17 protein-coding genes and 4 tRNA genes are annotated in these 23,147 nt (G+C 56.7%); 6 read left to right on the plus strand and 15 right to left on the minus strand.

Annotation, left to right across the window (positions count from 1 at the left end):
- Positions 1-7: 7 nt before the first annotated feature.
- The 3 genes from uvrC (at position 8) to BCF11_RS19705 (ending at position 2,844) form a co-directional block, all read left to right on the plus strand.
- Complete coding sequence (gene uvrC / locus BCF11_RS19695; RefSeq protein WP_098496248.1) at positions 8-1,876, plus strand: excinuclease ABC subunit UvrC; 1,869 nt, start codon at positions 8-10, stop codon at positions 1,874-1,876.
- A 168-nt stretch (positions 1,877-2,044) separates the two neighbouring features.
- Positions 2,045-2,641 carry a CDP-diacylglycerol--glycerol-3-phosphate 3-phosphatidyltransferase gene (gene pgsA / locus BCF11_RS19700; RefSeq protein ID WP_098496249.1) on the plus strand — a complete coding sequence of 199 codons (597 nt, stop codon included), beginning with the start codon at positions 2,045-2,047 and terminating at the stop codon, positions 2,639-2,641.
- Between the two features lie 127 nt (positions 2,642-2,768).
- Positions 2,769-2,844 (plus strand) — tRNA-Gly (locus BCF11_RS19705).
- 191 nt (positions 2,845-3,035) lie between these two features.
- Here the strand turns inward: BCF11_RS19705 and BCF11_RS28670 are convergent.
- The 6 genes from BCF11_RS28670 to BCF11_RS19730 all read right to left on the minus strand — a co-directional run bounded on the left by BCF11_RS28670 (position 3,036) and on the right by BCF11_RS19730 (position 8,840).
- On the minus strand, positions 3,036-3,152 hold the full coding sequence (locus tag BCF11_RS28670) for an alpha/beta fold hydrolase (RefSeq protein WP_369827794.1): 117 nt from the start codon (positions 3,150-3,152) through the stop codon (positions 3,036-3,038).
- Positions 3,153-3,219: 67 nt separating this feature from the next.
- Complete coding sequence (locus tag BCF11_RS28675) at positions 3,220-3,495, minus strand: hypothetical protein (protein WP_369827795.1); 276 nt, start codon at positions 3,493-3,495, stop codon at positions 3,220-3,222.
- 302 nt (positions 3,496-3,797) lie between these two features.
- Positions 3,798-4,793, minus strand: a complete 996-nt coding sequence (locus BCF11_RS19715) for a fimbrial protein (RefSeq protein WP_158229236.1) — start codon at positions 4,791-4,793, stop codon at positions 3,798-3,800.
- Between the two features lie 94 nt (positions 4,794-4,887).
- A complete protein-coding gene (locus BCF11_RS19720; protein WP_199110941.1) occupies positions 4,888-7,398 on the minus strand; it encodes a fimbria/pilus outer membrane usher protein in 2,511 nt (836 codons plus the stop codon).
- A gap of 112 nt (positions 7,399-7,510) precedes the next feature.
- Positions 7,511-8,194 carry a molecular chaperone gene (locus tag BCF11_RS19725; protein WP_199110943.1) on the minus strand — a complete coding sequence of 228 codons (684 nt, stop codon included), beginning with the start codon at positions 8,192-8,194 and terminating at the stop codon, positions 7,511-7,513.
- Positions 8,195-8,303: 109 nt separating this feature from the next.
- Positions 8,304-8,840 (minus strand): fimbrial protein, encoded by a 537-nt coding sequence (locus BCF11_RS19730; protein ID WP_098496253.1) that lies wholly within the window; start codon positions 8,838-8,840, stop codon positions 8,304-8,306.
- 667 nt (positions 8,841-9,507) lie between these two features.
- Between BCF11_RS19730 and BCF11_RS19735 the strand changes: the two genes are divergently transcribed.
- The 3 genes from BCF11_RS19735 to BCF11_RS19745 all read left to right on the plus strand — a co-directional run bounded on the left by BCF11_RS19735 (position 9,508) and on the right by BCF11_RS19745 (position 9,901).
- A tRNA-Cys gene (locus tag BCF11_RS19735) sits at positions 9,508-9,581 on the plus strand.
- Between the two features lie 10 nt (positions 9,582-9,591).
- A tRNA-Gly gene (locus tag BCF11_RS19740) sits at positions 9,592-9,667 on the plus strand.
- A 158-nt stretch (positions 9,668-9,825) separates the two neighbouring features.
- A tRNA-Gly gene (locus BCF11_RS19745) sits at positions 9,826-9,901 on the plus strand.
- A gap of 861 nt (positions 9,902-10,762) precedes the next feature.
- Here BCF11_RS19745 and BCF11_RS19750 read toward each other — a convergent pair.
- From BCF11_RS19750 to BCF11_RS19785, 9 genes are all read right to left on the minus strand, one after another.
- Positions 10,763-11,077, minus strand: a complete 315-nt coding sequence (locus BCF11_RS19750) for a hypothetical protein (RefSeq protein ID WP_098496254.1) — start codon at positions 11,075-11,077, stop codon at positions 10,763-10,765.
- Entirely contained in the window at positions 11,074-11,583 is a 510-nt protein-coding gene (locus tag BCF11_RS19755) for a DUF2199 domain-containing protein (protein ID WP_098496255.1), read from the minus strand. Before BCF11_RS19755 ends, BCF11_RS19750 begins: the two co-directional genes overlap by 4 nt.
- A 277-nt stretch (positions 11,584-11,860) precedes the next feature.
- Positions 11,861-14,095, minus strand: coding sequence for an NADP-dependent isocitrate dehydrogenase (locus BCF11_RS19760; RefSeq protein ID WP_098496256.1), 2,235 nt, complete (start codon positions 14,093-14,095; stop codon positions 11,861-11,863).
- 636 nt (positions 14,096-14,731) lie between these two features.
- Positions 14,732-15,847, minus strand: a complete 1,116-nt coding sequence (locus BCF11_RS27670) for a zinc-ribbon domain-containing protein (protein ID WP_143751382.1) — start codon at positions 15,845-15,847, stop codon at positions 14,732-14,734.
- Positions 15,844-16,107, minus strand: coding sequence for a PAAR domain-containing protein (locus tag BCF11_RS19765; protein WP_098496257.1), 264 nt, complete (start codon positions 16,105-16,107; stop codon positions 15,844-15,846). Before BCF11_RS19765 ends, BCF11_RS27670 begins: the two co-directional genes overlap by 4 nt.
- Positions 16,108-16,127: 20 nt before the next feature.
- Positions 16,128-17,411 carry a T6SS immunity protein Tli4 family protein gene (locus tag BCF11_RS19770; RefSeq protein WP_143751383.1) on the minus strand — a complete coding sequence of 428 codons (1,284 nt, stop codon included), beginning with the start codon at positions 17,409-17,411 and terminating at the stop codon, positions 16,128-16,130.
- 23 nt (positions 17,412-17,434) lie between these two features.
- The gene (locus BCF11_RS19775; protein ID WP_199110946.1) at positions 17,435-19,123 is read right to left on the minus strand and encodes a hypothetical protein; all 1,689 of its coding nucleotides are present in this window, start codon (positions 19,121-19,123) and stop codon (positions 17,435-17,437) included.
- A gap of 128 nt (positions 19,124-19,251) precedes the next feature.
- Positions 19,252-21,906 (minus strand): type VI secretion system Vgr family protein, encoded by a 2,655-nt coding sequence (locus BCF11_RS19780; protein ID WP_143751384.1) that lies wholly within the window; start codon positions 21,904-21,906, stop codon positions 19,252-19,254.
- Positions 21,907-22,246: 340 nt separating this feature from the next.
- Entirely contained in the window at positions 22,247-23,119 is an 873-nt protein-coding gene (locus tag BCF11_RS19785; protein ID WP_098496260.1) for a pirin family protein, read from the minus strand.
- Positions 23,120-23,147: the final 28 nt, after the last annotated feature.

The following is a 23,147-nucleotide window of genomic DNA, read 5'->3' on the forward strand; positions in this document are numbered from 1 at the left end:
GGAAGCCATGACCGAAGCTGAAATACCCGACCCGCGCGCGCTGGTGCTGGAGACCGTCGCCAAGCTGCCGAACCTGCCGGGCGTGTACCGCTATTTCGACGCCGCCGACAATATTCTGTATGTCGGCAAGGCGCGGGACCTGAAGAAACGCGTCTCGAGCTACTTCCAGAAGAACCTGGCCAGCCCGCGCACCGCCATGATGGTGGAGCGCATTGCCCGGCTGGAAACCACGGTCACGCGCAGCGAAGCCGAGGCGCTGATCCTGGAAAGCAATCTGATCAAGTCGCTGCAGCCGCGCTACAACATCCTGTTCCGCGACGATAAGTCCTATCCCTACCTGAAGATCAGCAACCAGGAATATCCGCGCATGGCCTACTATCGTGGCGCGGTCGACAAGAAGAGCCAGTACTTCGGTCCTTTCCCGAATGCCTGGGCGGTCAAGGAATCGATGCAGATCCTGCAAAAGGTATTTCTGCTGCGCACCTGCGAGGACAGTGTGTTCGCCAACCGTACCCGGCCTTGCCTGCTGCACCAGATCCAGCGCTGCAGCGCACCCTGCGTCAAGCTGGTCAGCCATGAAGACTACCAGACCGATGTCGACAATGCCGCCAAGTTCCTGCGCGGCCGCCAGACAGAAGTGCTGTCCGCGCTGGAGCAAAAAATGCATGCCTATGCCGCCGAACTGAAATTCGAGCAAGCAGCCGGCGTGCGCAACCAGATCACTTCGTTGTCGCGCGTGCTGCACCAGCAAAGCATGGAAACCGTGGGTGACAGCGATATCGACATCATCGCCGTCATCGTCCAGGGCGGACGCGCCTGCGTCAACCTGGCGATGGTGCGCGGCGGCCGTCACCTGGGCGACCGTGCGTATTTCCCCAGCCATGTCGACGGCGCCTTGCCCAATCCGGAAGAGCTTGTCAGTGAGTCTATCGAGGCGGCGGTGCTGAAGGCTTTCCTGGCGCAGCACTACATCGACATGTTCATTCCCGGCATCCTGATCCTGAATACCGAATTCGACGAGCCGGCGCTGATGGTGGCGCTGATGGAGCAGTGCGGCCATCGCATCAACCTGCTGTTCCAGCCGCAGGGCCAGCGCCGCCAGTGGCTGGAAATGGCGCACAAGGGCGCCGAGATTTCACTCGCCCGGCTGTTGTCGGAACAGGGTTCGCAGCAGGCCCGCACGCGTGCATTGATTGAAGTCCTCGGTCTTGAAGTCGAGGATGTCGACAGCTTGCGTGCTGAGTGCTTCGACATCAGCCACACCTCGGGCGAGGCGACCCAGGCTTCCTGTGTGGTGTTTCATCACCATGCGATGCAGAACGGCGAATACCGCCGTTACAACATCAAGGACATCACGCCCGGCGACGATTACGCGGCGATGCGCCAGGTGCTGATGCGGCGCTACGAAAAAGTGGCGAACGGCGACGGCGTCATGCCGGATATCGTGCTGATCGACGGCGGCAAGGGCCAGGTGGAAATGGCGCGCCAGGTGCTGGCTGAACTGGGCCTGGACATCAGCCTGATCGTTGGCGTCGCCAAGGGGGAGGGGCGCAAGGTCGGCCTGGAAACCCTGATCTTCGCCGACGGCCGCGCGGCGCGCGAGCTGGGCAAGGAATCTGCAGCGCTGATGCTGATCGCCCAGATTCGCGACGAGGCGCACCGCTTCGCCATCACCGGCATGCGCGCCAAGCGCGCCAAGGTGCGCCAGAGCTCGCGGCTGGAAGAGATCGAAGGCATCGGCGCCAAACGCCGCCAGAAACTGCTGGCGCGCTTTGGCGGCCTGCGCGGCGTGGCGGATGCCAGCATCGAGGATATCGCATCGGTGGAAGGGATCTCGCGGCAGCTGGCCGAGGAAATCTACCGGCAGCTGCATTGAGCCCGAGGAAGTTAACATTGACCTTGGGCGCATCCGGTAAATCAAGTGGTAATCGGACATATGTTGCAATTGAGGCGCTGCTTGTTGCTTTTGCAGGTTTTATTTCCCAATAGCTTCATACTCCTAGATAATTAGCACAGCGAGGCTTCCTTACCAATAAAACTATTTATGCCATTTAATATTCCGATTTTACTGACCTGGCTGCGGGTCGCGTTGATTCCGCTGGTGGTTGGCGTTTTCTATCTCCCGGATCTCGGTTTTACGACATTGCAATTGGGCCTGGCTTCGACCATCATTTTTATCGTCGCCGCCGTCACCGACTGGTTCGACGGTTTCCTGGCGCGGCGCTGGAACCAGACCTCGGCCTTCGGGGCCTTCCTCGATCCGGTCGCCGACAAGCTGATGGTGGCCGGCGCCTTGCTGGTGCTGGTGCATCTGGGGCGGGTCGATCCGATCATCGCTTTCGTCATCATCGGCCGCGAGATTGCGATCAGCGCGCTGCGCGAATGGATGGCGCAAATCGGCGCATCGAAATCGGTGGCAGTCAGCTCCATCGGTAAAATTAAAACCACCGCACAGATGGTCGCCATCCCGATGCTGTTGTATTATGGCGATCTGCTTGGCATCAATACCCGTTTCTGGGGACAGGTGCTGTTGCTAATCGCCGCGGTGCTGACGGTGTGGTCGATGTTTTACTATCTGCGTAAGGCCTGGCCCCTGATCAAGGAAAGCACGGCGGTCAGCGGTGAAAACAACAAGGAGTGAAGCAAGGTTAACGATTTGGGAAAAAAGCTGCTGGAAAATTTCAAATTTGTTGACAAGCTCTGCAGAACAACTATAATGTCGTCTCTGTAGTTGATGCAGAAATGGCGTAGCAAACAGCAGTAAAAACGCGGGAGTAGCTCAGTTGGTAGAGCGCAACCTTGCCAAGGTTGAGGTCGAGAGTTCGAGCCTCTTCTCCCGCTCCAGATTCAGGCTTATGGCGTTCCTCAGAATGTCATATGGCCATAAAAATCCCTTTAACTCATGCGAGTAAAGGGATTTTTTCATGGGCGCTGCTAAAAGCGTGGCGGCCACTTCTGTCGCGATGATAGCCCACCATATAAAATTTTGAAATTACAACCTGTACGCTTCCCAGACATGGCTGGGGCAACATCCATTACGAATCAAGCAAGAAATCAAGCAGTATCCGGGTGACTGCTTCTGGATTTTCCAGATTTGAATTATGTCCTGCGTCGGCAACCGTTTTAACACGGCAACCAGTGATTTTTGCCATTGCAATTGCTTCTTCAGGTGGCCGGGGAATATCGTGCTCCCCAACCAAAATCAGCGTCTCGTCCGGATCAAACTGATGCAGCCGCGGGCGGCTCCTCTCTTGTGAAAATCAGGCGGCCAAGCCGAACAATGCTGTGCAACAGCTGATCTGCCGGCAGTCCCGCTAACGCTGGGCGGAATGTCTGGGGCAGCGGGGAATCAAGATCAATACCAGGGCGAAAAAATAGAGGAACGATCATATCTGGGAGTGTGCTGGAAATCTTTCCGTTTTGTTCAATCTGATTCAGCAAAGCCAAGTATTTTGCTTGAGATGCAACGGGTTTCGAACCGAGATAGGTATCCATCAATACCAGCTTGCATGTCCCCATAAATCAAGGGCGATGGCGCGAAAGTGTGGAGCAAGGGCGGCTATCTGCGGTTGTCACATGTGTGCATCCCACAGATAGCTGTGCCCAGCAAAAGCGGGAATCCCTGGCCTTGATCGAGATAGGCAAATTTCTTGTCGGCTATCGTCGTAAATTGATAGGAAGAGAGAGTTGTCGACACATGTTTTTTAGTGATCATCATATTCTCCTTACGTCATAGGGATTTTTCATTCGGATGGAGTACTTGCCAAGGCGTGCCTTGCCGGGCTGGCAGGACATGGCTAGTTGTAAGTCATGGTAAAGTTCGCCGTGCTGTTGGCTTGGCCAGGGACGATAGCGGCGGTCTGGACATAGCGTGCGTGTAGGGTGATTGTGTAGGGGCCGGCCGCGGCTGCCGTGCCGGTGGCGATCGGCTGGCCCAGCGTCACCGGCGTGCCGTTGCGGGAAAGCTCCAGGCCGACGCCCTGGGCGATGGGGAAAGATGATGGACTCAGTGCCAGCATGCCAGGGCGGCCGGAACTGTGGGCGGTACCCTCGAGCATGATGTTGACCCTGGTGCTGGCGTCGCAATTCAGATTGACGGTAAAATCCCGGTCGCCAGCCCCTGAACCGACTCCTCCTGTAAATTGATTGCGGTTGATATTGCCCATGGGGACTGGTATGGAGGTATTGGTGACCGAACAGGCGACAGAATTGACTGTCGATGCCCCAAATTGATACCGGTACGTGTACGTAAAACTGGGGACGCTAGTCGCGATAGATCCTGCAATGGCAATCGTGCCGCTGCCAGTGTTGCCAATTTTGACCAGCTGGAACGTCACCGGGCCCCACAAGGCCCCGCAATAATTGGCATCGCCAGCCCCATTGAGCTGGCATCCCTGCGGGCTGGGGTAAAGTCTTGGAAAGGGGCCGATATATTTGCCGAAAGACCCCTGTACCCCTGGCGTTATTACCCGCATCGCCACACCGGGAATGCCGACGTTGAACAATTGCTCGCCGTTGTAAATGACGGTAGACATCCCCTCAGCCACCCAGGCGGCCACATACGCAGGTCCAATAGTGCAATGCATAAAGCCCAGAGGGCGATTGCCAATTGTATTGGATGCGATGGAGGCAATGGTTGAACCCAGTGGTGCATCTCTTTGCACCACGGCATTGGCGAAGCGAATTGTCTCGCCGTCGGTTGGGGTGCCTGACACAAAAGTGCAAGTCGCTTGCGAGGCTGCTGAATAGATAGCTGATACGCAGAATATCCCCGTCAATAACAGTTTTTTCATGATAGATATTTTCCTCGGATGCACAATATTTTCCCGGTGTGAAGTCATTCAGCTTTGCTCTGCTTGGCGCTCGAATAAATCATGGGCTTCTCGTTCATTGGCAAGAAGTACGCAGCGTACGCAGCGCAGAAACCGCATCCGCCACTGGCGGCGGCAAGCTGAAACTGACCTTGCACTGCTGCTCGCTGCCGTCAGTCCACTGCAGCTGCAGCTCGCCGATATCCGGCACGCCGCTCAGGTACACCTCGCCATTCAAGCCGACGATGCCGGTATTGTTTGACGCCACGCCGTTTTCCATCAATACAGCGGTGGCGCCGAAGGGCGCCGGCTTGCCCAGGTAGCTGAGCGCGATCAGGGCGCGGCTGCCGATGCGCGTCTTGAAGTTGGCCAGCACTAATGCCCCGCTAGTCGGAATCACAGTCCTGGTGGTGTTCTCGAGGTCGATATTGTCCGCTAGCGATTGCGTGTCCAGGCCGATGCGGTTCTTGCGGTAGGTGCTGACATAGGGCACCACGGCATAGCCGCGCCAGTCGGTGCTGACGCCGCTATTATTTTGCACCTTGACGCCGGCTGCGCCCGGCGCGCGCACCAGCGTCATGGTTTCGCCCTGCTGCTGGGAGAAGGTGACGCCGTAAGGGTGGGCGACGATGCCGCCCTGCAGGCCGTAGTTGACTTGCTGCGTGCCGTTGCCGTAGTTGTAGCCGAGACTGGCTTCGCCGTAGCTGGCCTTGTAGCCGGCATTCAGTGAGCCGGCGCCGTGGCCGTCGGCGTAGCTTTGGCGGACGTTGTAGTTGAGGTTGTTGTCTTCCAGCGCGCTGCCGCTGAGGCCGACTTCCTGCCTAGTGACGCCCTGTTTGCTGGTGTTGAGGTCGTAACTGGCAAAGCCGCTGCCGCCCATGCCACCCAGCGGTATTTGTACATTGAAGGCGAGCTGCTGATGATTGCCGTTGCGGCCGCCGTCGCTTGGCACCTGGCTGTAGGTATAGCCGATGCCGTAGCTGAAGCCTCTGAAATTGCCGTTATAGCCGGCGACCAGGCTGCGCTGGTAGCCGTTTTGGCGCCAGTAATCCTGCTGGAAGCCGTTGAGGTAGAAGTTGCCGTAACCTTGCAGCGACTGGTTGACGTTGAGCTCGGCCCGGCTGCGTTTGTTGAATAGCCTCTGGCCGCCGCCGAACACGTCCTGTTCTGCATAGTTGGCCTCAGTGAAATCGTAGAAGCCGGCGGTGGAATAGCGGTAGCCGGCCAGGGTGAAGGTGGTGCCGGTGGCGGCCAGGTCCTTGGCATAGCGCAAGCGGTAGGATTGGCCCGTCTGGCTGGCGCTGTCGCGCAGTGCGGTCCTGGCATGGGTGACGTCGGCCGAGACCGAGCCCCAGTCGCCGAAGCCGTGGCCGAGGCCGAGCGCGGCCGAGGCATATTTGCCAGACAGTAGCAGGCCGCCATAGACCGTCGTGGCCTGCGGCAGGCCATAGATCAGGGTGCTCTGGAGAAAGCCCGGCTTGCTGCTGCCGCTGACCGGTGAGCGGTACTGGCCACCGCTCACGGCGTATTTCCAGCGTCCCTCGCTGCCGTCGGCTTCGGTGATGACGACTTCCAGGTCGCCGCTGGAAGAGGTGGGATACAGGTCGGAAATTACAAAGGCGCCCGGCGCCACATAGGTCTGGTAGATGATGAAGCCGTTCTGGCGCACGGTAACGCGCGCATTGCTGCGGGCGATGCCGCGCACTACCGGCGCAAAGCCTTTCAGGCTGTCGGGGTACATATTGTCGTCGGAAGCCAACTGGGCGCCGCGGAATTGTACGCTGGCGAATATGTCGCCGGAGGTGGCGCTGTCGCCCACGGTCAGCTGGCCCTTGAGCGACTGGATATCGCGCTGCAGGAAGGTGCTGGCGCTTTGCCAGCTGCTGCGGCCGTTGCTGTCGTTGTAGACGGAATAGTTGCGCAGGCGCCACTCGTTGAAATTGAGGCCGCTGCGCAGGTTCAGATAGTAGTTGTTGTCGGTGCCGCCGCTGTCGCGCCTTGTGTTGGCGCCGCTGATGTTGTAGTTCAGCAGGGCGGCGTTCAACCCTTGGTCCCATTCGCTGGGATCGACATAGCCGCGCGCTTCGCTGCTGAGAGCCGCTTGCGGAATGCTGATGTCGAGCCGCAGCTGGCTGAAATTCAGGGTGCTGGCGGCGTCCGGAATATATTTGCCGAGCTCGCTGATGGTCTGCGCCGGCGCCAGCTGCTGCAACGCGGGAAATGCTGCCAGTTTGACTCCCATCTCTGCCAGCTGCGCCGCCGTCAGCTGCGGCAGCAGCTTACCGTCGACGTCGACAAAATCGACGTCGCGGGTGCTCAGCAGGCTGTCGTTGACGTAGATGTCGACCCGGTAGTTGCCGGGAATCTGGCCGCCTTGGGAGGAAAACTGGCTGAGGTCGACAAACTTCTGCTCGCCGGTATTGCTCTCCAGCGAGTTCGGATTGAAGTAATCCTTGGCCTCGGCTATCGGCGCATGTGCGGCCAGTCCCAGGATCAGCGGCGTCGTGATCAATGTCGCCAAGCGCGAGCGCCTGAAAAATCCGGTCAGGTCGGTTGGCGGGAGCTTGCAGCAGTGGGACTTTTTCATGGCAGATAATCTCCACCTCGGCGGCATGGGCATGGGCTGTGCCGCCGGGGTAATTGGTAATGCTGCTGACGGGTGCCGGAGAAGGTAGTTATGGTCAGGCGGCGCTGCTTTGTCATTGCGGGGCCTTGGCGGCGGCAGTGACGCCGCCATAATCGCTGATGGCTTCCCAGCTGACCGGGCCGGAGGCGCCGGCCGGCAGCGGCCAGCTCAGGGTGCCTTGCGGCGCCACCATGCCGGCGTCCTTGATTTCCTTGTCACCGATCTTGACGCTGAAGAAAGAGACGTAATAGGAGGTCGGATTGTTTACCTGCAGCTGGTCGCCGTGGCGCTGGAAGGTCAAGGCTTTATAGGCCTCGGCCGCATTGCCGCTCAGTCCTGGCGGGCGAAAGAATAATTTGATGCGGGTCTTGACGGCGATCTGCAGCTGATTGGCATCGGTTTGCTCGGAAGCTGCAATCGACTTGATGTTCAGCCAGAACACGGACTCCTTGTTTTCCGGAAAACTGCCACCGGTGCGGATGACGCGCAGTACATTTTCCTGTCCGGGATCGAGCCGGAACAGCGGCGGCGTAATGAGGAAGGGGGCCTTCTCGTTCCCCTCGGCGGATGCTTCCTCCACCCAGGATTGAACCAGGTAAGGGGTTGCCTTTTCCGGATTATTGACTGAGATGGACGCTTCTCTTTTTGTGCCGTCATACACGACGCGGGTGCCGCCGACCACGACACCTGCCCAGGCAGCTTGTGCGATGCCGAAGAAACAGCCCACCACGCAAGCGGATGTAAGCCAATACCTCACTGTATGCTCCTTGAAGGACGTGATTTGCTGTCGTTGTTGCCGGCAAATCACGCCTGGTTTTTACTGTGCGACCAGATCGCCTGCCTGACGCCGGCAGGGTCGTTCTGTCTTAGTTGTAGGAGATGGTGAAGGCGCTAGTGGCGTTGGCGGTGCCTTCGGTTACCGTTCCGGTGGAAACGTATTTCGCGATGAAGTTCATGGGGGTAGTGGGGTTGGCAGCGAGCACCGGGACAGGCGCCGACAGCGCGCCGATCGGGATCAGCGTGCTGCTGTCCTGTTCGTAGATGCCGATGCCAACGAAGGTGGCCACGCCCGGGCTCCCCGCACCGGTCAGCGCCAGCAGGTTAGGATTGCCAGCTGCGGTGGGGCCGTCGAATTTCGCCCTGGCAGTGGTGACGGTAGCCGGGCATGCGCTGAGGGTGATGCTGAACATGGTTGGTGCCGCGGAGGAGCCGAAAATCGGGAAGGCAGTGGTACTGACATTCCCGAGGAGGACGGGGTTGGGCGTAACGCCGCTCGTCGGATCGACGGTGCAGGCGACTGTCGTAATGTTGCCGGTGAAGTTGATGGTGCCGTCGGCGGCGTTGGCGATGCTGCCGAATGCGGAGCCGGTCAGCAGTATGGCGATGATTGATTTTCTGTTCATTATGTTTTCCTGGTCAAATGATAGTGCGAGGTGGAATGGCAGCAGCGGCTTACCCAAGGCCCGGGGCAGGCGCCTAAGAAAATCGGATCAGGCAAGTGCTTGCAAGGGATGTGTCACCCACAGGCTTTCATGGCCAGTGGACATTTTATGTTATCAAGTAAACAATTTTAAATGAAGGATAATGCCAGCATATTTCGTAGGTAAAATCCTAAATACATGAAAAATTGTTTTTTTATAAATAAAAGTGGCAGAATATGTCTTCGTCCGGCGGTCTTGTTTTGCAGGGTTGATTGATAGATCACAGTGTTCCTGCGATACCGCATGTCGTTTCTGGATAGATTTTCTGTTGCTGAACGTGCTATTGCAAAAGTGCTTGCGGCAGTCCGGCAGCCGGCTGAAAATGGCCGATTGGTAATCTTTTTGTCATATCGCTTGCCAAGTATCGCTACCTGGTGCATAATGCAGTCCATCGAAACGGCGGGCTTGTGTAGAGTCTCTTGTTTCGGAAAGACAGGGCTGGGATGTTAATCTCGTCTCTTGCACCAGATTCAAAAAAGGAAGCTGGAAAAAGGCTTCCTTTTTTTATGTGAAATCAGTAGCCGATCGTGTTGACTGGCAGATGGCTAGCCAGTCGATATTGCTTTGATTTTGCGATAGTTATACCCCTGGCGGGGTAGCAAAGTGGTTATGCAGCGGCCTGCAAAGCCGTTTACGCCGGTTCGATCCCGACCCCCGCCTCCAGACTCCATACGCGGGAGTAGCTCAGTTGGTAGAGCGCAACCTTGCCAAGGTTGAGGTCGAGAGTTCGAGCCTCTTCTCCCGCTCCAGGTTAAAAAGGAAGCCGAATCGGCATCCTTGCAGTTGGTAAGATGTATTGGTTGTGGAAGGTAGGCACACCAGTATTTATTAGTATTTTGGCGCAGCACCCCCGGCGGGGCAGCCAAGCGATTGTATCGCTAGACAAGTCCCGTCCGAAACTCCTTATGCGGGAGTAGCTCAGTTGGTAGAGCGCAACCTTGCCAAGGTTGAGGTCGAGAGTTCGAGCCTCTTCTCCCGCTCCAGATGCCAGGCAAGGAAGATGTAGCTGTCTTCCTTGCCGGTTCAGTAAGAAAATCCCACCTTGATTTTTCTCCTGATGCGCAACGTGGTGTTTCCACGTCTGTGCGATTGTTATGGAGTCCCACATGCGCGGCACTATCGCTTTCCCTGGAACCGATACACGAGTTGATTCACCTTTCGCCGAGGCCACTTTCCAGATAGGACTGGGTCTTGGGAGTCATCTCCTTTATCGGTGAAAATGCCGGCATCCGCGGCATTTTCGGGCACGGCCGATTTCCTTGCGGGAACCGATACACGAGCTGATTCACCTTTCGCCGAGACCACTTTCCAGATAGGACTGGGTTTTGGGAGTCATCTCCTTTATCGGTGAAAATGCCGGCATCCGCGGCATTTTCGGGCACGGCCGATTTCCTTATGGGAACCGATACACGAGCTGATTCACCTTTCGCCGAGACCACTTTCCAGATAGGACTGGGTCTTGGGAGTCATCTCCTTTATCGGTGAAAATGCCGGCATCCGCAGCATTTTCGGGCATGGCCGATTTCCTTATGGGAACCGATACACGAGCTGATTCACCTTTCGCCGAGACCACTTTCCAGATAGGACTGGGTTTCGGGAGTCATCTCCTTTATCGGTGAAAATGCCGGCAGTCGCGGCAATTTCGGGCGCAGCCGTTTCCTTTTGCAGGAACCGATAAACGAGTAGATTCACCTTTCGCCGGGGCCACTTTCCAGATAGGACTGGGTTCCGGGAGTCTTCTCCTTTATCGGTAAAAGATGCTGCTGTCGGCAGCGTCTTCAAAACGTGGCAGGATTACCGCCCAATGCATCCAACGACCCGTTCGCTCGCGCGAGCGGGTTTTTTTATGCGTCCCGCGTTTTCACTCCCTGGATTCCGTCCACTTCACGAAAGCCGCGTGCCCAAAATACTCCGTCCCTCGAGTACGACGAGGCGAATTCGATTTCATAGTTCGCATGCCCCCAGTGCCGATCCGAGATATCGGTCACGATGCATTGGCATCCCAGCGGCGCAGGCACGGTAAACCCGTCTTCTGTGACGATATCGGTCAGCTCAATCCAGTTGCTATCGTCCAGGCATAATACGACCCGGCTGATGCGCTGCTCTTGCTGAACAATTTCCAGATAGAGTTTTGATAAACTGCCGCTAGCGGTCATCATTGATCGTGTTGATGCATCATGAGCGAGTAAAGCTCCGCAACGCGTTCAACGCTGATGCCATCGCGTTGTTCGACGGCCAGCGGATGTTCGGTCGGTTCAAGTTCAATATAAGGACGAATGCCGTCATCGCGCAGGTGAACCATGGTTTTCAGGCCTATGGTGTCCTGGTAAGGCTTTAGCCATGCGTTAAGCCACCCGAAGAACGGTCCGATGTGAGAGCGCTTTTCCTGTTCAAAATGCTCGAGCCAGGCCGCATAGCTGACTTCGCTGACGGAGACCCATACGCCCCAACTGAATGGCTCGGCTTCGCCTTTTACGGGAATTTCAATGCATCCGCGAACAAAGAAATACTGCTTGTCAATGACGCAATCGTCGCTGCCTAAGACGCAACGGTCTGTCCTGCCGCTCTCGGGAACTTCGTAATAGCTGAGCGGGGCATGTGCGCCAAAACTTGGCATGCCTTCATGGACTTCATCGCATGAGCTGCATTTAAACGTAAACGACATTTTAGCCAGGGCCTTCTACAAAACTGAGGGGAGGGGCGTGCGTCGGGCGGCCAGCTCACCGTCCTGAAGACGGCATGAACGATTACCCTTGGCGTGTAGTCATCGATGACTAGCGATTCCCGGAAGCCGGCTAAGAGTATAAACGTTGATTGTGCTGTAGGGCGACAAGACTACGTTCAAGTCATTGTCGAAAAGAGGGGGGGGGCTGGCAAGCCGCAACTTGCCAGCACGGATCCGCAGCGCTGTGCAGATCCGTCTTGCTTTACTTACGAAGCAATCAGACGCGCGCGGCGCTCAATGCAGCATTGAAAGTCGTGCTTGGACACATGATGGCTTCCATTTTCTTCGGGTCAGGCAGGAAGTAGCCACCGATGTCCACTGCATGGCCTTGCACGTCCTTGAGTTCGGCGGCGATCTTTTGCTCGTTCTCGGTCAGTGTCTTGGCCAGGACTGCGAAATGGGCTTGCAGTTCCTTGTCTTCGGATTGCGCCGCCAGCGCCTGCGCCCAGTACAGGGCCAGGTAGAACTGGCTGCCGCGGTTGTCCAGCTCGCCGGTGCGCGGCGATGGCGACTGGTTGTTGTCGAGCAGCTTGCCGGTGGCGTCGTCCAGGGTTTTCGCCAGGATCTTGGCCTTGTTGTTGCCGGTCTTGATGCCCATGTCTTCCAGCGATACCGCCAGCGCCAGGAACTCGCCCAGCGAATCCCAGCGCAGATGGTTTTCTTCCACCAGTTGCTTGACGTGCTTAGGCGCGGAGCCGCCGGCGCCGGTTTCAAACATGCCGCCGCCAGCCATCAGCGGGACGATCGACAGCATCTTGGCGCTGGTGCCCAGTTCCATGATCGGGAACAGGTCGGTCAGGTAGTCGCGCAGGATGTTGCCGGTGACCGAGATGGTGTCCTTGCCGCGGATCACGCGTTCCAGCGTGTAGCGCATGGCGCGTACCTGCGACATGATCTGGATGTCGAGGCCGGCGAGGTCGTATTCCTTGAGGTAGGCGCGGACTTTCTTGATCAGCTCGGCTTCGTGCGGACGGTACTCGTCCAGCCAGAAAATCGCCGGCATGCCCGACAGGCGCGCGCGATTCACCGCCAGCTTGACCCAGTCGCGGATCGGCTCATCCTTGACCTGGCACATGCGCCAGATGTCGCCTTGCTCGACGTTCTGCTCCAGCAGCACGCTGCCGTCGGTCTTGACGATGCGCGCCACGCCGTCGGCCGGCACTTCAAAAGTCTTGTCGTGCGAACCGTATTCTTCCGCCTTCTGCGCCATCAGGCCGACGTTCGGCACGGTGCCCATGGTGGTCGGGTCGAAAGCGCCGTTGGTCTTGCAGAAGTTGATCATTTCCTGATAAATGCGGGCGAAGGTGCTTTCCGGGATCACCGCCTTGGTGTCCTTCGGACGGCCGTCGGCGCCCCACATCTTGCCGCCGAGGCGGATCATGGCCGGCATCGAGGCGTCGACGATGACGTCGTTCGGTGCGTGCAGGTTGGAAATGCCCTTGGCCGAATCGACCATCGCCAGTTCCGGACGGTGTTCGTGGCAGGCGTGCAGGTCCTTGATCACTTCATCGCGCTTGGATTCCGGCAGGGTGGCGATCTTTTCGTAGACGCTGGAGAGGCCGTTGTTGGCGTTCACGCCCAGTTCTTCGAACAGCTTGCCGTGCTTGGCGAAGGCTTCCTTGTAGAAGATCTTCACGGCGTGGCCAAACACGATAGGGTGCGACACCTTCATCATGGTCGCCTTGACGTGCAGCGACAGCATGACGCCGGTTTCGCGCGCATCTTCCATCTGTTCTTCGTAGAAGGCGCACAGGGCCTTTTTGCTCATGAACATGCTGTCGATGATTTCGCCGGCCAGCAACGATACCTTGTTCTTCAGGACGACGGTTTCACCAGCTTTGGTGACTAGTTCCATGCGGACGTCGCAGGCTTCGGCCAGCGTCATGCATTTTTCGCTGGCGTAGAAATCGCCGCCGTGCATGTGCGAAACGTGGGTGCGCGAAGCCGGGCTCCACTTGGACATCGAGTGCGGGTGCTTGCGGGCGTAGCGCTTGACGGCGGCTGGTGCGCGGCGGTCGGAATTGCCTTCGCGCAGGACCGGGTTGACCGCGCTGCCGATGATCTTCGAATAGCGCTTCTGGATCGCCTTGTCTTCATCAGACTTCGGATCTTCCGGGAAATCGGGGATGTTGTAGCCGCCGGCCTGCAGTTCGCGGATCGCCGCGATCAGCTGCGGCACCGAGGCGCTGATGTTAGGCAGCTTGATGATGTTGGTATCAGGGAGCTGGGTCAGGCGGCCCAGTTCGGCCAGATTGTCCGGCACTTTCTGCTCTGGCTTGAGGTTGTCGGAGAATTCGGCAAGAATCCGCGCTGCCACCGAAATATCACTCTTGACGACATCGATACCTGCCGGTGCAGCGAAAGTCTTGATGATAGGCAGGAAAGAAGCGGTCGCCAGCAGCGGCGCCTCGTCGGTCAGGGTGTAGATGATGGTCGATTTACTTGCAGTCACTGTAACTCTCCTAGCGGTTGATGCGTTGGTTGGTGCCGCCACATGATATTGGTGTTTGCTTTCACCAAGCTTAAGGGCGCGCTGAATTAGTTTGCAGATTGCTAATTTTGATGGGCAATGCTTGCCTGGATGAAGGCTGCTTCCATCCCAAGGGATGAAATTTCATCTCAAAGGATGAAGTTTATTCGCAGTTGGGTTCCAGCACCAACAAAATGTTAGCGATTGACATGCATTGGCGGGTTGGCAATGCATGATGCACCGGAGTGGGGCGTGGGATGACATGGGCTTTGCTATGAAATAGCTTAATGACAATTTTACGCTTCACTTTCGTTGAGTGGCTACTCGACGCTTGGCAGCTTGTTTTTGGGGCTGTAGGGCATCGTCCCGCTGGTTTGATGGTGATAGGTATTTTCGAGCCGCTTCCGGCCCACACCTGTCGAGAATTGCGCACTGCGGACACCAAGTTCCACGCTTGACGAAGATCGGACACGCCTGCCAGACATGCCCCCGGTGGCAAAGCCAGCTCAGTTTGTCCGTCGTGGTGAGGAATTCTTTCGACAGCAGCTCCCCGTCACGATCTTTTGCAATCTGGCTGTAAATCGCATGCGCTTCTTCTTTCGAGTACCGACCTCGGCACTAGGGACACCAGCCTCCACGTTTCACACTGCCGGACAAGGCCGGCCATGAATGCCCTTGCGCACAAGACCATAACAGCGGCCTATCGGAGCCGGCGTAGGTGGTGGAGAGTAATTTCCCGCCGCGCTCATGCGCTATTTTGGCAAATAGCGCGAGCTGCTCTTCAGGTGGCATGCGCCCACGGCATTTTGGACACCACTTCCCGCCCAGGATGTTCGAGGGCGAAGCCGACCAAACATGACCCTCAGCACATTGCCATTGGGCTTTCTGATGAGCGGTCGTGTATTCGGTTGACAGGCATAGGCCACCACGCTCCCGAGCGGCGGTCTGGTATTTCTGCATGGCAGATCGAGCATACCTATTAATAACGCCGCACTGCGGGCACCAGCGCCCGCCCGATTTTACTGCCGTCCGCGTCGCCTCCCATTGATGGCCGTGACGACATTCCCAGGTCAGCTTAGCGTCTGGGCCGAGATAACGCTCCGAGACAAGCCGACCACCTCGCTCAGTCGCTATCTTGACAAGAATCGCATGGTGTTCTTCGTCCGTGCAACGTCCCGAACACTGGCGACACCAGCTGCCGATTTTGATATTGATGGGTTGCGCCTCCCATACATGGCCGTACTTGCAGCGCCAGGTCAGCTTGTCGCTGTTGCTAAGGTACTCCGTCGACAGTAGCTTGCCGCCACGCTCACGCGCTATTCGGCGATATTGCGCCAGCATTTCCTTTTTCGGGAGGCGGCCAAGGCATTTCGGACACCAGGAATTTCCATTTTTCACCGACGAAGGCGAGGCCATCCAGGCGTGACCATCAGCACATTTCCATTTCAACAAATCGTCGCTGCCTTTGTAGGCAGTAGAAAGCAACTGTCCGCCACGCTTTTGCGCCAATTGCGTCAATATGGCTATGTGCTCTTCCGCCGGGAAATAACCGCGACACTTTGGACACCATCTACCCTTGCTGACATTGGCAGGTATTGCCATCCATTGGTGGCCGGCGGCACATTGCCATTGCAAGTGAGTATGGGCATTCACGTATTCCGATGACAGGCATTGGCCATCGCGTTTGCCGGCAATGAACTGCATGTCTTCAATGGTGAGACGTGGTTTTCTCAAGACTTTCCAAAATTCGACAAACTGGAAATCAGACTCGCGCCGCAGCTTGTTTTATGTCCATCGAATGCCACTGCCAAGCCACCCACCATGAAATTCGGGTCGCCTTCGACAATGACGCAAACGGTATGCCCCTGGATAGGGCAAATGCAGGTATCGCCGACGCGGGCCACCGCGATGCCTTCAACAATGAACGGCGCGCTGGCCGAGACAACTTTGCCGCCATGGTCCGTAGCATCGCCGAGCCTGATTACGTTTGGCATGTGGCCTCCATCTATGCTAGTTAGCCTGGCGTCGGTTCGCCAGGGAGTGAGGCTCCTGGCGTGCCGTCCGCATCAGTCTTAACGGTTGCTGCAATAGGCGTTACTGCTGTTTCTTCATAGGCGACCAGGGACCACACGGTGTTTAGTGAATGACTAGGCCGCTGACCGCGCAGTGTTTGCCACATACTGGCATCGCCGAGAAGAACCGCGGCTGGCATCGCTTCGCCAGCTTTAAAGAAACGTCGACGGCCGCCGTCAACATTCCCGGTTTCGATACATTGCCACCAGCCGGTCTGCGGGCAGATCGAGCCAGTAGCGATAACTTCGCCCAGCGGCGCTTGCGGCGACGATGGTGTCGGGTCTGCGCTACTGACTTTAGCCGGACCTGTTGGGCGCAGACGGATCGAGTTGACTACACTGTCAAAAAGTTTAATGGCTTGGTCGTCTGTCAGCGACGGGCGAACAGTGCGCTCACCAGCATGGCCCTGTCCGGTAAACATCTCGACATGGACGTTCGGTGAAAATGCCGCATTGGGCTTACCAGGTGAATCCCAGGCAAACTGGTGAATAAAATAACCCGCGTCGGTAGGATATGCCTGCACTATCTCCTCACCGGCCAATGGTCCTACTTTGCGGTCACCCTTGCGGAATGTTTTTATGCGACCAATGACGTCCGCGTATTCCGTGTGGATTGGCGATTTTGCATATCGTTGAAGTAGCGTGTCATCGAGTTTTTTCCCATTCTCCCTCGCTGTAAAGACGATGAGAACATCCGGCCAGGCTTTGAAGCGGAAACCGATTTGACCGTACTCGGCCTGATCTTTACTGCCATCGTCAGCGATGAAGCCATTCTCGATACAAAAGCCGGGCTCAGTAGGAATTTCCTCTGTAGCACGAGCGCGTAGATTGGGCAGCAGATCATTTTTAAGGCGATTAGAGATTTTGTTGAGGAAAACATCCTCATCATAGTTTTTTTGCTTTAGAGAAAACAAGCGGTCGTGATCTAACTTGTATGCCTCAAAGCCGTAATCTTTATCGCCAAAAATATTTTCAAAGGTCACTAATACCTTGCCGGCTTTCCCTACCGAATAGGCTTCTTTCAACGATCTGGCTTTATCAGGATTAATTGCCTTGAGTGCAGCCTCACGTTGTTCCATACGGGCGGCAAAGCCTTTCCCATCAATCGAGGTCTGTTCAGACTCAATCCTGGCGAACATGAATTCATAACCTTGCCCATTGATCTCGGCCTCTTTTGGCGCATCGACTAAGAAGCGACCAACACAGTACGTTTTTGTTTCACTCATCACAGGTTCCTTGGCGTTGGCAATCAAGAGGCCGAAGCAGGCGACGGTTGCGAAGCCGATTCGGACGAGTCGCTGGCAGAGGCCGGGGCGGGAGCGGAACATGTTTCTCCTTTATTTTGTGGTAAGTCTTTAGCAGGGATCGCCCCCTGAATAATTTTCCCAAGACAATACAGCACATTCTCGATGACATTCTCATTCTTGTAGCTTGCGGCGTGATCAAAGCCTTTCATTTTAAAGACATGCGTCGCATTTTCGCCAACGAGAGCGGCGGATTGGATAGGAACAGTACTATCGCCGGCATCTGGATCGTCGTCGCTTTGGGGCTTTGCCTTGTCTTGCAACTTGAAAGTTATACCGTCATTTTCAGTTCCAACTTGTGCCTTACCATATTTAGTCCAACTATCTGATTGCAGCCCTTGTAACCCGTCCATGATGTTACTGGGTATGTCAGCAGAAGTGACCCAATGCACACTTCCGAAAGAAATTTGCTTTTTGTCGGCGCCATAGTGGGCATAGGTATTTGGATGACAATAAAGTCCGGCGTTATCGTGAAATGTGCTCGCTGCCTTAAGCGCCTCGCGATACATTTTAATTGGAGTCGTATCATTCTTTTCAGCGATTCCCGCCGGGTCAATTAATGATACGTCGATCATGCCCCACCATACTTGCTGCGCTGTTTTGGAATAAATTTCGGTGTAAGGGTCGGACACCGGCAATTTGAAAATTGTCTGGCGCTTTCCATCAACGTTTCTTTCCATGTGGAGCCATCCAGGTGGGAAATGTTTTGTCGGTAGCAATTCCATCGGCCCAGGAGAATTAGCCATAACACACGTAATTTCTGCTGCACTCCAGCCAATAATCACTGCAGCCACCGCTCCCGGAATATCCAGCGCGCCACCGACCTCTGTACCAGCACGGAAGCGGCGATACACAACTGGCGCACCGCCTACCGGCTGTACGCTGTTTACCACGCCAAGAATTTTGTCACCACCCAACTGCGCGGCTCTGCGAGTCACCATACCGCCCATCGAATGGGTGACGATGATGACCTTGCCTTCCGGGATGAAATATTTAGTCTTTGCGTACCAGGCCAGCGCCTCATCGATCCGCTTCAGCAAAGTTTGTGCAGATTGCTCATTACTTTGCAGCCAGTTGTAACCACAACCCCACACTGGATAGTAGTAGTCATCAAGACGGGTGAATTCGTCCTTGGTCAAAGGGGATGCATCCCCTTTTATTGGATTCCAGGTCTTGAGAATGTCCTCCTCCTTACCTGGCTTTCCTTTCTTTAACGTTTTGGCTAATTTCCACACATCCATTTCTATCGGCTCTTTGGCGCCAGGATTTACATATTGATCGTTGAGAGCGCGCTCCAATTCTGCCAGTGCCTGACCGTAGCTGTCCCAATGCAATTCACCCCATCCTCGCCGCCGGGCCTCTTCCGCCGTAAGCGTGTCGACGCCGTTCGGCAACGCTACTTTGCCAGTCGGGTCCACTTCCGTGGTATCTGGATTCATCTGCTTTTGCCGTTCTACCGCACTCTGGAATGAGCGTGAGCCACCTTCAGCCAGGCCGGCCATTTTGCCATTAGGCGGTTCCCAAGCGGATTTGTTTTTATATCCATCGGACTTCGCATTGCCACGTAAATTCGTCCCCATGATACCCGGCACAAAAATCACAGGAATCACATGGCGCGGCGGCACGATAGCCACGGATCTACTCCTAAAACTCTTCGGACTACAGACCGTAGCGAAGGTCGGTTCGCCATCTTTGTCGAATTGCAGCGTCAATCGGCGCGTGGCTTGCGGGAGAACAGGTTCACTCATGGTATGTCAGGCCTTCAAGGTTTCAAATGCACCGTCAGCGCCTTGATAACGCTGTCAGTGATCGTACTTTGTGTGGCGCCATTGGCAGCGGATTTTCCTGCGTCCTGCACTGCGCCAGCAGTGTCGCGGACTTCATACGGCAGGTTTTCCCTGGCCTTGCCGCTACGGCCGGAAAACGCGATCTGCTCATCGGTAGCCAGCGTCGAATGCGGCATATTCGGCAGAGACAGATTGCCGCCGCCGCTGCCGCCAAAGTTGAACGCCGGAGCATGGACCTCAACTGGTGCGGTACAGGTGAAAACAATCTTGCCATCGCCGATAGTCACTTCTGCGCCCTCACCGCGCAAAGTGATTTTTGGTGATTCCAGCAGCAGTTCTGCCAGCGAATAGGCGTGCAGGCGCTTGGCGGCGCCCAGCTCCATTTCGTTGGCCTGCGCCTGAACCTGGATTTTGCCGGTAGCAGCAATTAACTTCGCATCTTCCTGCGGTACGAACATCGACAAGCCTTGTCCGGCCCGGACCTGCACCTTGCGGCCTGCGCTCAAATTGGCGTCCTGGACTGCGATCATGTCCAGATTGGTGCCGGCGGCAGTCGTGACTGAGTTGGGGCTGGACACAGCGATACCAGCCGCGCCAGACACGGCGATTGCTGCCGCGCCACCCGGTTTGTCCGCATCCCAGTTTTTGATCTGGTCAACGAGTTTCTGAGCTGGAGCTGTGTCGGTTCCGCCTGCCTCATGCGTGGTAGCAAGCTCTGCCAACTGTTTAGCGATTGCGAGAGCTGTTTCCAATTGTCCGATCAATTCCTGCCGATCCAATACTTGACCGCTGGCATTGGGGCGGGCGTCGGTGCTAATCAATAGTCCCTGGGCAGCTCTGATGGCTCCCGCCAAATCCGTGCGCGCTTCTAGGCCTGCCCCCCGCTGCTCGGAACTGCCGTCCGTGCGCGGGTGGCCGATCCAGCCTTGATTGAGCTGCGTGGCGCCAAGCTCGGAGGACAGTTTTGTTTTGGTTTGTCCGGTACTATCGTCGAAAAGGAGCTCTCCGAAGCCTGTCCCTTTGACTTCCTTTGATCGAATCCCGTACAGCGCCGAATTACCCGGCAACGATCCCTTGCCGGAGAAACGTGTTGGCGTCCTGCTGGCGTTATTGATATTCGCCATGAACACAGGTTTATCAGGATCATTTTGCAGGAAGAAAACGATGCCTTCGCTGCCTACACGCGGCCAGAAGGTGGCGCCGAATCCTGCGTCGGCCCAGGGCGAAGCGACCCGCAGGCGCGCTGAATCGCTGGCCGTATCTGACGCGCCGGTCTTGGCGTGCTCTTCCGGCAGGGTGAACAAGAAGCGTACAGCGATGCGGCCACTTTCATCTACATCGATTTCCTTATCGCCACTTCCAGTGACGCGCACGCTGATCGGTCCGACATTCGGCACGCAGGCAGGGTCGTAGGTCGGAACAATAGGGACATTGGTGCGGACGCATTCAAAGCGGTTGCTGTAGACCGGACCTTCCACATCAAGATGCAGCGCATTACGCACCGTCGAATCCAGCAGCAGATTGTTGCGTGCCGACAGCTCGACGCGGGTCAGCACGAAGCGCCGTTCGTCCTGGGGATGGGTATCGATCTCGGGATGGCCGGTGAGCGCAAATACCGTGGCAATGCTGCCGCTGAAAGCGCGCACGACGCCTTCGCCGCAGAAATGCTTGCCGAGATGCTCATAGGCCTGCATCTGCTTGCGCGTGGTGCGCTCGAATTCTTCCTGGCTGTCCGCCGCATGCGGCGCGGCGTAGTTATAGTTGGTGAGGCCTGCGGCCAGCGCATTGCCGGCTTTACCCTGGTTGATCGCCGAGGTTTCGGTGGCGCTGCTGTTGCGTGTCGCCTTGTAGTCGTAACTGGCGGCCTGATACGCACCAGGGACAAACTGCCGGTGTGATTCGAAGGCGGTAATGGTGTCTGTCCTCTCGGTGGCGTCGGCGCGATGAAAGCGGACGCTGCCGGCGGGATTGTCTTTCCAAGTATTGGGCGTATCGGCGAAGTGCAGGGTATGCACCGGCGAGTCGCCATTGATGGCATGGCTGAAATACCAGCAGATGCCTTCGCGGCGCCATATGCGGGTCAGGAAATTGAAATCGCTTTCCCCCGCCTGCATGGTGAATTCGCGTGCGGCATAAGTTTCTTTCAGGCCGTCGGTATTGAATTGAAACGAGCGCGCCAGCACGCTGTTGCGATGGAGATGCTCCGTCAATATCGTTTCGGTGATGTCGCGTATGGACTGATTGCGGAACACGCGCCAGGTGCTGCGGTGGCGCAGGATCGACAGGGCATCTTCTATATGCAGCTCCAGCAGCGTAAAGCCGCCGTCAGCGGCCAGTTCCGAGGCGCCTGTGATAATCCCGCAAATGTTGCGCTGGCCGCCCTGGTCGTTTTCTATCGACATGGCCAGCGGCACGCCGATCAGCGATTTCAACGGGACGCCGATATCGGTGGTCAGGCAGCGCAAGCGGTAGTCCATCGCTTCGCATATACCCTCTGAACCAGTGAGCTGATGGGGCAGGAAGGCGTCGGCAGAGAAGCCGGCACTGGGGGCAAATTTCACTCGGAGGATACGGCGCTCCTGGCTGAATTGCAGGAGCGAATCGGTGATATTGGTGAGCAGGGAAGACACGACCAAGCTCCTCGAGGGAGTTAAGTGAGCTTGGATATTAGCAGTTTTCTATTGTCACAATCTCTATTATGTTGACGTGAGACAATATTTCACAAAAGACTGACATCAGATTGTTGCTTTAATACCTTCCCGCAATTCCGCGATGCCCCTGGCCAGCAAGGGTTTGCCGAGTACTATGCGATCCTGATTTGCAGAGAAATTTACTACAAAGAACAGCTGAAAAATGGTGAATTCGGAAAAACCTTATGTCCATGCTTCGATTCCGCTCCTGGCGCAGATATCAAAAAGGGCTTAGCCGCAGCTAAGCCCGTAGACTGCTGACGCCACGCGAGCAATCTGTTTACTGTGACGCCGGCGCCGGCACGAAACGCCCGTTCTTGAAGTCCGTGAAGGCCTGGGCGATTTCTTCCTCGCTGTTCATCACGAACGGACCATGGCCGACGATAGGTTCGTCAATAGGCTCGCCGCTCAGCAGCAGCACCACAGCGTCGTTGTTGGCTTCCAGCGCGACTGTGCTGCCGCTGGCGTCCAGCAGGACCATCTGCGATTCACGGCTGACGGTTTCGCCGTTCACCAGTACCGTGCCGCGCAGCACGATCAGCGCCGAGTTCCAGCCGTCCGGCAGCGTCAGTTCAGTCACGCCGTTCTGCGCCAGCCGCAGATCCCACACGTTCATCGGGCTGAAGGTATGCGCAGGGCCGGCATGGCCGTCGAAACTGCCGGCGATCACGCGCACTGTGCCAGCCTGGTCCGGCAAAGCTACCACCGGGATGTCGGCGTTGCGGATGGCTTGGTAGCCAGGCGCCGTCATCTTGTCCTTGGCCGGCAGGTTGACCCACAGCTGCACCATTTCCATGGCGCCGCCGTTGCGGGTGAACTCTTCCGAATGAAACTCTTCATGCAGGATGCCGGCGCCGGCGGTCATCCACTGCACATCGCCGGGACCGATCAGGCCGCCCTGGCCGGTCGAATCGCGATGCGCCACCTCGCCCTTGTAGACGATAGTCACGGTTTCAAAGCCGCGATGCGGATGCTGGCCGACTCCGCGCGGTTTCTTGGCCGGATTGAAATCGATAGGTCCGGCGTGATCCAGCAGCAGGAACGGGCTCAGCTGCTTGCCGTGGCTGTCATAGGAAAACATCGAACGCACCGGAAAACCGTCGCCGACCCAGTGTGGGCGGGGTGCGCTATAGACGCCGAGGACTTTTTTCATTTCCATCTCCTTGCAAAGGTTGCAAAAA

It is taken from the genome of Collimonas sp. PA-H2, assembly GCF_002564105.1.
GTDB lineage: Bacteria > Pseudomonadota > Gammaproteobacteria > Burkholderiales > Burkholderiaceae_D > Collimonas.